The 12,578-nt window shown below is 56.5% G+C and carries 6 protein-coding genes; 2 read left to right on the top strand and 4 right to left on the bottom strand.

Going from position 1 to position 12,578, the window contains the following annotated elements; all coding sequences use genetic code 11:
- Positions 1-172 precede the first annotated feature (172 nt).
- The gene (locus tag ABEA92_RS07905) at positions 173-2,113 is read right to left on the bottom strand and encodes a tetratricopeptide repeat protein (protein ID WP_345683278.1); all 1,941 of its coding nucleotides are present in this window, start codon (positions 2,111-2,113) and stop codon (positions 173-175) included.
- Between the two features lie 626 nt (positions 2,114-2,739).
- Between ABEA92_RS07905 and ABEA92_RS07900 the strand changes: the two genes are divergently transcribed.
- On the top strand, positions 2,740-3,852 hold the full coding sequence (locus tag ABEA92_RS07900; protein WP_345683277.1) for an HD domain-containing protein: 1,113 nt from the start codon (positions 2,740-2,742) through the stop codon (positions 3,850-3,852).
- 153 nt (positions 3,853-4,005) lie between these two features.
- On the opposite strand, the gene ABEA92_RS07895 is transcribed toward ABEA92_RS07900, so the two are convergent.
- Positions 4,006-7,737 (bottom strand): hypothetical protein, encoded by a 3,732-nt coding sequence (locus ABEA92_RS07895; protein WP_345683276.1) that lies wholly within the window; start codon positions 7,735-7,737, stop codon positions 4,006-4,008.
- A gap of 309 nt (positions 7,738-8,046) precedes the next feature.
- Here ABEA92_RS07895 and ABEA92_RS07890 point away from each other — a divergent pair, with 309 nt between their 5' ends.
- Positions 8,047-9,192: a helix-turn-helix domain-containing protein gene (locus tag ABEA92_RS07890; RefSeq protein WP_345683275.1), complete on the top strand. Its 1,146-nt coding sequence runs from the start codon at positions 8,047-8,049 to the stop codon at positions 9,190-9,192.
- Positions 9,193-9,567: 375 nt separating this feature from the next.
- On the opposite strand, the gene ABEA92_RS07885 is transcribed toward ABEA92_RS07890, so the two are convergent.
- The gene (locus tag ABEA92_RS07885; RefSeq protein ID WP_345683274.1) at positions 9,568-11,589 is read right to left on the bottom strand and encodes a prolyl oligopeptidase family serine peptidase; all 2,022 of its coding nucleotides are present in this window, start codon (positions 11,587-11,589) and stop codon (positions 9,568-9,570) included.
- Positions 11,590-11,602: 13 nt separating this feature from the next.
- A complete protein-coding gene (gene hisA, locus ABEA92_RS07880) occupies positions 11,603-12,331 on the bottom strand; it encodes a 1-(5-phosphoribosyl)-5-[(5-phosphoribosylamino)methylideneamino]imidazole-4-carboxamide isomerase (RefSeq protein ID WP_345683273.1) in 729 nt (242 codons plus the stop codon).
- Between the last annotated feature and the right edge of the window lie 247 nt (positions 12,332-12,578).

Raw genomic sequence — 12,578 nt, 5'->3', positions numbered from 1 at the left:
GTTGCGCAAACAAAGAGATAAAGCGACAAAACGGTCCCTAGCGAACAGCTTAGTGGGACAGCCATCCCCTGTCAAACCGAAAAGCTGGAACTCTATATACAGCAGCAGGTTGCATCGCCGCTCTATACGCTCCGCCACGCTGCATCGCGGACGTGAGAAATGCGAGCGAAACTTAGCGGCTCGCGCCCGAAATCCGCTGAACGCCGCGGGCGGCCGACTGATCCGAGGGGTCAATTTGGAGGGCCCATATGTACTGCCGCAGCGCCGCCTCTCGATCCCCAATCCGTTCTAAACTGGCACCAAGTGCTCGCGCCACCGAGGTCAATTCCGGATCAATGCTCTGAGCTTGCCTGAACGCCGCAATTGCCTCGTGGTGACGACCATCGGCAGAATAGGCGCGTCCGAGGTTAAAGTACGTTGCCGCCGATTGTGGGTCGATCTGTAGCGAGCGTTGCAACCACTGTATGGCTACATTCATATCACCATTTTTTCCCGCTGCGGCTCCGACATTCATATAAGAGGTGGCGAGCAACCGGGTTTCATCGTGAACCCGCCAATGACACACGACCGCCACCGAAAGCACCGTGCATGCTGCGTAAGCAAAGGTCCGCCAATCCCGTGTTCGCAGGCGGCCAATGACATCCCAGAATCCAATTGCAGCCCAAATCACTAACAGCGGAACCAATGGCTGGCGATAGCGGCCGAGAATAAAGAACCCGACAATCGCCAACGACATGGTCAACAACAAAGTATAGAGCAGCCAAAGCCGGCGGCCGTTCTTTAGCTTCAGCAGCATCCCCCAACAAGCGATGGGAAACAGTACGCCAAAGTTCCACCAAGACAAGAGGATCGCCAACGGTGTGGACGAGAAGCGATACACCAGAATGCTTTCGACATCAGGAACTTCGTATCGATTCACCAACATGAAGGACTTCGTCACCATCAGCCGCACCCAATCAATCGGATGCTGAGCAATTTCGGCCCAGGCACGTCGCATCCAAAATTGAGAGACCTGTCGGGGAGACAACTCTTGCCCCGTTTCCGCCTCGGCCAACCACTCGGCGTCGGATCGCTCGTAAACAGGCGTGCCGCGGCCAGCAATCAAAGGGATATAGATCCCATTGGCACCATGATGATTCCCGATATAGAAGTTTGGTCCCGCTTGAAAGGTCGTCGGAGACCACTCGCCGCCAAGGTAGGCATTTCGCGCAGCGACGGGGAACAAAATGAGTGCCGCACCACATCCAAAACACGCGGTCGCGATGCAACGGCCGCGAAAAGAAACACCGCGCAACCCCCACAAAAGCCAACAGGGAACAAGCGGTACCCACAACAGTGCGTTCTCACGTGCAAGCACAAGTAACGCAAGCGTGACTCCGACCAACACAGCAACCTGGTAGACAACCGCCACGCGGCGTCGGCGATGAAGGAACGCGAGGCAGGCAAGGAATGCTGCGAGCAGGAAGGACGCCAAGCCGGCTTTCTGAATCAGCGTGTCATAGTAAATGGCCGGCGGATAAATGGCCAGCATCGCCGCAGCAGTCAACCCGATTCGCCGGGTAAACCACCACCGCCCGGCAAACGCGATCAGAGCAACGGTCGCGGCGCCCATGCAGCCTTGGACCATTCGCACCATTGTCAAACTTTCAAAGCCGACCGTTTTCAGGACTGCTAAAAAGTAGGGGTAAGCCGGGGCCTGATAGAAAGTCGATTCACCAAACCATTTGCCCGCGGCGATCTCATTCGCCCAAGCAAGGTAGCCTGCTGAATCACCTACCGGCGACTGAGACGTGGGGACGCCGAACGTTTCAAGAACGTGCAGGACCCGCAAGAATAACGCGACAACGCAGACGACAAGCACCGCCCCAAGAAAAAACCGATCCGCGTTGACCCGAGGCTTCTGCTGATGATGTCCAACCGAATCGGTTTGCACGTCAACCACCTGCTTTCGCGATTGGTCGTTGCGAGCGATATTTTTGCGAGCGACATCATCGTTTCGAGCTTTGCTGGCAGAACGCTTTGACTTGGGCATGATACTCCAATAATTGCGGTCAATCGTTGCGTTACCGCCGAGTGGCGAATCGGTGGTGCAAAGCTCGTTGATTCGCCCCATGCCGCGACGACGTCATGCCACCGCCGCGGATGTGACTTTTACAGCACAAACGCGGTCGTTTTACTGCTCGATGGGCGCCGATGGTGCTTCGTCCAGTGCATCCGCTTCTGCTTCCAAGTTTGGTGCGGGCTCAGCCTGCCGCGTTCCCTCGGACGATCCACAACCCACAACGGCCAACGAAAAACAAACTGTCAAAATTGCAAGACTATTCCAGATGACAGACATATTCCAATTCTCTTTTCTTAATAGGAGGATGAACCGACCACGTGCCATAGAAACCAAATGCATCCAACATGGCACTGGCGAACACCGATAACGCTTGTGAAAAAGCGAATCAATGGAGCTTCTGAAAACAAACAGAAACGCATGCGATCGGTGAAATAATAGACCACCTAAAGCTAATTCAAATCACCAAGGACGTCCAGTACTAGAAGGGGGAAGGCTTCGAACCGCGAAAATCAGAAAAATCTTGCAACGAAGCACCTAACGATGCGGAACAATACGGCGGTCGCCGTGCGTCTTTGAAAAAAAGATCTTGACAGTCGAGGCAAACCGACGAAGACTAAAAATGTAAACCAACTCTTCTTTGCTCGACCTTTCTCGGTTTGCATCGCCAAACCTTTTGAATGTCATCGCCAAAACTTCGCCGCCAAATTGCTTGGGAAGCGGCACGCTTGATGTACTCGCGCGAATGCAGTGAATACTTCAACGCCAAACAAAAAGCAGCCCGTCGAATCTACAAAGGCTGGATCAAACCAGCCGACTTGCCCACCAATGCGGAAATCCGCGAACAGGTGCAACTGCTTGCTCGCATCAGCGAAGGCGACCAGGGTTATTCCCAGCGACTGCTCGAGATGCGACTGCGGGCAGCATGGTGGCTGCAAAAACTGGCTCCGTTCCACCCCAAATTGATCGGCAGCGTGCTGACCGGCAGCATCCGCAATGGCTCGGATATCGATATCCATGTCTTCGCCGCTTCGCCTGAATCGATTGCGGTCGTGCTGGATGAGCAGGGCGTTTACTATCACATGGAACGTAAACGCGTCGAAAAAAATGGCGAGCAGCGTGTGTTTACTCACCTGCACGTACGCGACCAATTCCCAGTGGAATTGACGGTGTACCACCCATCGCTGCTGGGGTTCAATTTCCGCAGCTCGATCACGGGCAAACCGATCGAACGCGCTGGGATCGGCGAACTTGAACGTGTGATTGCGATGGAACACGACGTTGATGTCAACGGACAAGCCGAACAATTGCAGTCGATGGACGCCTGTCCCGATCGCAGCAACGTATTTCTGTCACTGCTGGTGCCGCTGGAAAACGTGCGGCAAAGCCCACGCTATCACCCCGAAGGCGACGCGTTGTTTCACAGCATGCAAGTTTTTGCATTGGCCAAGGACGTGATGCCGTACGACGAAGAATTTCTGTTGGCGGCGCTGCTGCATGATGTCGGCAAGGCGATCGATCCCGACGACCATGTCGCCAGCGGGCTGGAAGCACTCGAGGGATTCATTAGCGAACGAACCGCTTGGCTGATCCAACATCACATGGAAACTCACAAAATCCATGACCGTACGATCGGGGCGCGACGCCGTAAACGATTGGCCGCTCACCCGTGGTTCGAAGACCTTTGCTTGCTGGGTGATTGCGACCGAGCGGGGCGTGTTCCGGGAGCGGAGGTGGACGAACCCGAAGAGGCGCTGCAGTACATCGAGCAGCTTGCCGAAATGTTCGAATGAGGGCTGGCTAAGGATGCGACGGGGAGGACGCGTCGCAGAACGGAGCTTTGCGCCATGGGGGATCTTTAGCAAGATCCACTACGAAGGGAGTTAGAGGATGGGGGATCTTTAGCAAGATCCACTACGAAAGATGTGGATCTTTGGCAAGATCCACTACGGGGCGCCGATGGCTCGGCGGAAGGAGTCGAAGGCATCTTGGTAGGCCGCCGGTGGTGGCGTTCGGTTGCCGGCGTCACGCAGTCCTCGAAGTGCATCGGCTTGTTCACGGCGTTGGCTGGTCGCTCGCGTCGGTTGACGCAGCCCCAAACTTTCTAACGCTTCGGTCAATTCGCTTTTGGCGTTGGGATCATTGGGATTAGCGTTGTCCAGCTCGCGAACGGATTTCCAGCGGTCAACAAATCGCTGCATGTCCTCTTGGGTCCAATTCAGTTTCTCTAGAAGCTCTTGATCGGGTTGATCGCGAGTCTCTTCGAGGTAGTCGAGCACCATGTCGGTCGACTTTTTGGCGTAATCAAGATCGATCGGGTCCGGAGCCGTAGGCAGATCATCGGCGGCGGCATCGCCTGCGTCCGCTGCGGCCCCCGAGCCATTACTGCCCTGGCCGGAGGAAGCCGAGGCTTGGTCCGATGTAGCTTCGGGCTGCCCCGCTTCGGACGACGGCTTGGAATCCATGCCGGAATTGCTGGGTTGCCCCGATGATGACTCACGGCCCTGGGATTCACTGCCTTGCGATTTCGCGTCTTGATTGGGTTTGGACGCGGAATCTTGGGGCGTCCCCGACTTGGATTGACTTCCGTCATTTCCCTGATTTCCATCACTCCCTTTGTCTGCGTCAGCTGTCTCGCCCTGATTCTCCTCGCCTTGCCCCTTCTCGGCTCCTTCGGCCTGCTGTTGTCCCGCCGCGTCTTGCCCACTGCCGTCTTGCTTGCTGCCAGCTTGATCGCTCATTGGATCATTTTCGGCCGCGGAGTCGCTCCCGTTTTCGCCGTTGGCGTCTGCTGCTTTCGCATCGTTTTTCTCACCGGATTGGCCAGCCGCTCCGTCGGCCTTCTGCTCGCCAGCGGCTTCGCTGCCGGATGGCTCCTTCGCGGACTCCGGTTGTCCCGCTCCGCCGTTGTCCGCGGATTGGCCGTCTGCACCGGACGGTTGCCCCTTGGGATCGCTGGTGGCCGATTTGGAATCTTCAGCTGCGTCCGACTGGTTCCCTTGCCCTGATTGGTTTCCTTTATTGGGGTCGTTCGGTTTGTTCGCCTCGCTGCCTTGTGTGCCTCCGTCCGGTTTTGCGTTCGTAGGATCTCCGCCGCTTTGCTCTAACTTCGATTCCGACTTGGCCGAGGAATCCGCTTGCGTTCCCTGGCCGCCTTGCTGTTCCGCGCCCGCTTGCTGTTCTGGGCCCGCTTGCTGCTCGGAGCCGCCTTGCGGTTCCTGCCCAGGCTGTTGTCCCTGTCCTGCTTGCTCTTGTCTCTTTTTTTCCAGGTAGTCACGAATCCGCTCAATCGCCTCGCCATCATGCTGAGGCGTTTCGGGCTTGCCGCGATCCGCCGATGAATTTTCGGAATTCGACGATCCTGCAGCTTGCGACTCACCAGATTGCTGGCCCGAACCATCCGATCCAGACGCTCCCTCTTGGTTGCCAGAATCCTGTTTCGAAGGATCGATCATTCCTTCTTCTGCCCTGCCCTGCCCTGCCCCGTTTTTGGAATCGCCCGGGGGTTGGCCTGCGTTGCTTGGATCGCCCGACGGCGTTTGATTGGGATCGGTATTGTCTTGAGTCGAGGGATCCCCCTGAGTCGACGGATCGCCACTCGAATCACTGGAGCCCTCGTTTCCCATCGAATCGCCAGAGGGCTTTGAATCTGAATTCGAATTCGAATCTGAATTCGAGGCATCGCCCTGATTCGAACCGCCCTGGCCTGCACCGCTGCCGTCGGACGGGTTTTCATTGCCGTCTTCGTTTTGGTCGCCCGACTGCTTTCCACTGCCGCCGGATGACCCCGACTGATTTTCTTGATCGCCGTCTTGCGGTTCCCCCGACTCGCCACCTTCGCCGCCGCCCGACGAGCCTCCCGATTGATTGCCGGATTCACCTTCGCCACCCGAGGAAGACGAACCGCCCGAACCGCCCTGCCCTCCTTCGCCCGATGCATCGCCTGCGTTTGGATCCGCCGCAGGCTTGTTATCAGGCGACGACAAACCGTCGCCCGCGACAGGTTCCTTTGGCACCGGTTCACTCATCGTGATACGAAGCTCTAGAGGATCCGTTTTGGCAACGTTCGGCTCGACCAGGGGATCCGATTCATCTTGTCGATTGTCGGTTGCGATTGCGGTGACTTGAACCGCATCTCCCACGCGAAGGAAATGTTCATGAGGCCGAAAACGATACTCGGCAATCTGGTTACCTTTCTTGCCAACTTCGTCGCTCCACAGCGTCGCCCGTTCGAGCGTTTCGATTCCACGACGAATCTCGATTTCAATTTGCTGCAAACCAAAATCGGCATCGGCTGCATGAATCTCGATGATCTGCTGAGCGTCAATCGGGATGTTTTTGGGCGATTGCTGCGGCATCACGATTGTGACTTCGGGCGACAAGTCTGCGTTGACTCGAATCGGGTACACGATCGGCGAAGGATTGGTTTGCCCAATCTTGTCCCACACCTTGATGCGATAACTTTCCAACTGGACTGCAGCGGATCGTTGACGCGCATAGCGAACGGGGAAGGTGTAAGTGACGAGCATCCCCGAGTCATCAATGCTCATCGCCGACTCGCCTGCGGTCGCATGCACAAGGTCGCCAAGCGGTTTCGGATTGAACTGGATCGTCGCTTTTTCAATCGGACGATTGGTTCGCGCGGTCACCGTGACGCGTGTTCCGTCCAACGCCGTGATCGCCGCACTGCTGCTGGTGTGAGGTTGCTTTTGCGTGTAGGCCGGCGGTACGTATCGAATCGACTGCACCGCAACGACGGGAACGTCTTGAACGCTCAAGCAGTAAGGTCCCGCGACATCATCACCAGCCACCATTTGATAAGGCACTTGGCCGGACAAGGCGTGATCGAGCGAGACTTCGCCGACGAAACGGCCCGAATCGGCATCTCGGACCAACTTGATTTCCGCTTCACGGTCTTCGAGTTGCCAACGACAATACACGGGCTCGTCTTGCCGCAACCCCTGGACGACCGCAGACACCTCGACCGTTCGCCCCGCCAACACTTCGGCATCACCGGGGATGACGTCACGAATTTGGACTCGTTTGGCCGGTTCGATCGAAGCGACGGGCATCACCAAACGGCTGGCCGATTGGAAGCTGTTTTTCGGTGACAGCGCGGCATAGATGAAAAAGATCGCCATCAAACTTGCGGCCGCGATCCACCAACGCAGCGTGCCGGTGGCTTCGACGGGCAGCGCATCGTGAGTGCGGAGCCGGCTTGCCGCGTGAGCGCCGATCGAGCGAATGACTTTGCCGCTGAGGCTGGGTGAATTGCTTTGGTCGCGAAGCGTCACGTAGCTGGTCAATTCTTGACGCATCTCGGGAACATCCCGTTCGAGCGAACGAGCCGCATACTCGGGCCGAATCGTTCCTTGAAGGATCGGGTATACTCGTGTGATCGCTTGATGCACCACCCACCCAAGAACCAAGGCGAAACCAGCCACTCGGGCCGCAATCCCGGGGGTATAGATCCATTGATCCACGACGACCCAAAGCAACACGGCGAGAAACACACCGATAAAAATTCGTAAAATGCTGCGAACAAATTCGGACCACCACAGCGCATTTTGAGCCTCGCGGATCCTCGATTCGATCAAACTGGCCACGCTTTGGAAGGCGTTTTGATCGCGATTGGACGCAGGATCTTGGGTTGGCGAAGCGGTGGTCGGTTGCGACATGGAGACGTCAAAACTTACGTAGACGGAAGAAATTGGCTCTTAAAGTATAGCTCAATGGATACCCAGAACACTCATCGTACGACCTAGCAACAGGAAGCTTGTCGACCGCGAAATTCATTCTAGCGACGTCCCGCCCCCAAACCAATCATTGGGAACATGGCATAATCGTGTTAACCGCTGCGTTCGATCGGGGGGTAAATTGGATCGAAATCGGTAATTCGATACCTAGGCGTGACAACCGCAACTTCCTGCTACACTATTACGCAAACGGGACCACTCACTTCACTCCTCTTTTTTCGACATTCACTAATGAGATACGCATTCCGGCTTGCGGAATTACTTGGGCATACCCCGGACCGGCGTAAGCGGCCTGGGACGATCAAGTCGATTGTGGAACACACGGGTCTCGATCGGCACCAAGTGGCTTCGCTGTTAAAAAATGAGGCAAAGTACATTCCGCTGGATGCACTTTCACGACTGTGCGACTACCTGATTGACCATGGTTATGCGACGGCCGACCAGCTGCCTGGCGCATTGTTCCAGATCAATGCCGAAAACTTCTGGGAACTGCTTGCCCGTCGAGGCGACATTGAAATCGTGATTGGCGTTCGCCAAAACGATGGCGATGACTCGCCCGAAAACGCGACCGTCGTCGCTAGCGACTCGGTTTTGTTCGGCGAATTGCTCAACGGCGTCTCGACGCTCGGCGGTGCGGCCAAGCACAAATCGACGAGTGAAAACGAAGAGGGCAAGGTGCCGGACGTCCCGATGCCAGACCGTTTGCAACAAACGTTGGTATGGAGCCCGGGTCAAGTCACGCTCGAGGATGCTCGCGAACGAGCCGGCGAGGTCTTTAACGGTTTCGTCGAAGCGACCGGCGACCGCGGCTTGGTGTGCATCGGCAGCGTGAAAAGCAACCCTGTGGTCGAGCTGATGTTTTCAGACGCATTCGGATGCACTCCGTTTGTGACCGAAGACGACGTCGATGACGTCTCGGCTCGCTCGTGCCCGTTCTTCCTGCGTTACCGCGATAGCGATCCGAAACCGGGTGCGGCATCGGCAGGGATGCGATTGAGCAAGAACGAAGATGCTCCGGAACCCGGCTTTTACTACGAGAAAGACGACGGCACTTGGGCCTACGCAGGCGGCAAGGGCAAAGACTCGGCATTGGTGTTTTACATCTTCCGTGAAGCCCTCGGACGACTCGATATGGTGCTAAGCGGTTTCTCAGGACGAGCCACGCGACTGCTGGCCAAGACGCTGGCGATTCGCGGCGAAGAATTCTGGCCGCCGGTTTACGAGCATGGCGGGATGCAGGTCGGAGCCTACTTGGTTCAGTACGAGAACACGGACACGAAACCAAGTCGCGACGATTTGCTTTACAACCCAGGCGGTGCGGCGCAAATCATGCCGCTGTCGCAGAAAGCACTCGAACGACGTCTGTCCAAGCGATAGAACACGGACAACCAATCTCAAAAAAACGACGCGATGTTTTTCATCGCGTCGTTTTTTTTTTGTGGGATAGGCTTCCTAGCCTGTCATCGCGGCGGGCGTGGGACCTGGCCGCTGACGCGTAAGCGGCTCACTGAATTGACAAGCCATTGACGGCTTCCGCTACGCCGGTTGCTGTACGAAAGTCTTGACGACTTCCGCTACGTTGGTTGCTGTACGAAAGTCTTGACGGCTTGTTGATTTAGTGAAGTTTCCTGCGGCAAGGGGTGTAGGATGGACTTCCTGGTCCGTCAGTGGTGGATTCGACGGACGAGGAAGTCCATCGTACGACTAAAACAACAAGTCGTTGACGGCTTCCGCTACGTTGGGGTGTTTGGTCTACAGGCCCCAGGACTCGTTGAAAAACCCTTCGGCTGCGATCTTGCCGGGGAACATGCTGTCGTCTTCGGCTTGCACATCGATGACCGCCCAATCGGGAAGCATGGCGATTTGCCGTGAGTTGCTGACGTTGGAAAACTCGCGAAACGTCATCCCACTGTTGACGACTATGTACTTGGCTCGATTTTTGGGATTGGGATAGCACATCGCAACCGCGTGCGTGGCCGGATCAAACGTCTTGTCGCCCACCGTGATCGTTTCTTTGGTCCATTGGATTGGCAACTCGCGGCGGATGCGTGCGAGGTAACGGTTACTAAAAAAATCGCCAAAGCAAACAAGGTGATTGTTTTTGATCTGATCCTCGGTCAAATCGACATCCTTGACCACTCGCACCTCACCACGCATCAATTCACGCCAACGCTGTTGAGCGTACTGTTGTTCACGGTTGACCCACCGCTGGACTTCGCCATGTGTCGCTGGTCGTGTCGGCAAGACGAACAAGAATCGATCGCAAAATGCATCATCGATAGGCCCCTGCAATCCAGGCCGCTTTCGCAACCCATTTGGCTCGGACACATCAATGTTCCACTCGCCATCGCCACGCACCAAGCGGCACTGCCATCCGGGCGCATCACTTTGATCGGGCACGGTGAAACGCCCACCGTCGATGATTAAATCCACATCGTCCGTCGTCGTCGGCCAAGCCGATTTGCGAAAGTCGAATTCCACGTGGGTTACTCCCTCGGTCTTGACGACCAAGCGATCTTTGGCGGCAATCTTGGCTTTGACTTTTCCCGCCGACCAATGTTCCTCGAGCCCTGTCACGCTCAACCAATCCGCTTTGGCATAGCGAGTGGTGTAGGTGACAAATTCGATCTCGGGTCGTGGCTCAGGCACCGGTTCGGCGGCCACCGCGGCCAATTGCCGATCGATTTCGTTGGCGGAAACCTCGTCGACCTTGTGCCCCATTTTGGCACCGATCACATAGGGGAATTCAAAACCGGCCTGCTTCGCCGCGGCGACCACGCGATCGGCTGCTTGGCGTTGTTTATCGACTTCGCCGCTGTAGGCCACCATGTGCGTGTTTTGCAGGTTCGTGACCCACGGCAACACGTCGTACCACCGAAGCAGTTTCTCTCGAACCGGAGTGATCTTGAAAGGCGGATTCGACTGCCAACCTTGATAGACGATCGAATCCACAAAACCGGCTCCCGGATTGGCTGCAAACCACTGCAATGGATCATGAGCGGCCAGGTGCCAACATCCGGCGCCCCCCATCGAAAACCCTCGAATCGCGATGCGATCATGGTCAATCGGCAAGATCCGCTGGACATGACGCATCGCTTCGTAGACATCGGTTTCCCCAGCAAACTTGAACGCGTTGCAGTGACGACCAAACGGATGCAACACGATCGTGTCCGCCGGCGCGTAGGTGCCCACCTTATTCATCCGTTCGATCAAAAACGGAATCTCGGTTTTGGTATCACCACGCCCATGCAGCCACACATCTAAACGGTGCGGTGTGGTCGCCCCGAGGTGAAACCCGGCGGGGATCACCAAGCCATACGGCTGGACCGAGTCGTCGATATCAGACACGAATCCGCCGACCACCGTTTGCGGCTTGTCGCTGCTGCGAACGGAGACTCTCAACACCGCCAATCCGCGAATTCCCGATTTGACTGCCGCGATCCGACGCGCGGCTTCGTCGAGCAGCTTTGCGGCTTCCTTTGTCTCGGACTTTTTGTAGAAGCGATCCTGCGTGATGGCCAACCGCACCGCGCGGGTCAACACGCGAATGTCGGGCAGCCAGCTTGCCGAATCCGATTCCGCGTCCGCCAACGCATCGATCTCGCGATCCAAGTGATCGATTTGCGCGGCCAAGTCGTCTTTCACTTCTTGATCGATTTCGATCCCGGCGGGGGGCAACTGTTTGTAATCGTCCGCGACCAGGGCCGTCACATTCCACAACGACAACCACAACACAATCCAGCCACAGCCCGTTGGAATTCGCAACGCATTCATGCCACTATTTCCCCTACAAATCGTTTGCGATTTTGACCACGTCCTCTAGGTTCATCGCACCGTCGTACAAGGAGCGGCCAATGATCGCAGCAGGCATTTTCATTTCAACCAATTGACGTACGTCGTCGAGTGTCGTGACTCCGCCGCTTGCGACAAGCGGGATGTCGGTGGCCGAGGCCATTTGGGCCAACCCGTCGAAATTGGGACCGCTCATCATTCCATCGCGTGCGATGTCGGTATAGATGATCGCAGCGATATTGGCCGTTCGGCTGCGAAGGTCTTTCGCCAAATCAATCGCCGGTGTCGTACTGGTTTCCAACCAACCATCGGTGGCGACCATTCCATCGCGAGCATCGATGCCGGCAGCCAATTGGCCAGGATAGCGATCGCACATCGACGCAAACCACTCCGGCTGCTTCAGTGCTTGACTTCCGACGACTAGGCGAGCCAATCCGAGTCCCAACAACAGCTCGATTGCCGCCTCGTCACGCACCCCGCCGCCAAGCTGACATGGCAACCCCGTCGCTTCGACGATCCGAGCGGCTGCATCGCGATTCCGCTCGGGATCATCGCCGCGGGCGGCATCAAGATCGACCAAATGCAAACGCTTCGCACCAGCGTCCTGCCATCGCTTGGCAAACTCGACGGGATCATCGCCAAAAACGGTTTGGCGATCGTAGTCACCCTGCTTCAGCCGGACGGGTTTGCCATGACGCAGATCAATTGCGGGCCAGATTTCCAAAACGATATCCTCTCGAAAATTCTATATGATTAGTCGGTTTAACTTAGGCGGTCAAATTTAAGCAGTTAAATTTGGGCGGTTTAACTGAGTCGGGGCCGCAGCGGCCCATGCGATCTACTTTCGCACGAACCGGGTGATTTTTATAGCGGTGCAGCGCGGGCGCTACCCAAAGCCAGATAGCATCGGCCGCAAGACGCCGGTAGGAACGTGACGGGATCCGGCCGCTTCCGCGTGCGGTGCCTCTCGT

It is taken from the genome of Novipirellula caenicola (genome assembly GCF_039545035.1).
GTDB lineage: Bacteria > Planctomycetota > Planctomycetia > Pirellulales > Pirellulaceae > Novipirellula > Novipirellula caenicola.
Note: the sequence above shows the minus strand (reverse complement) of the source record. Positions and strands in the feature narration are given on the sequence as shown.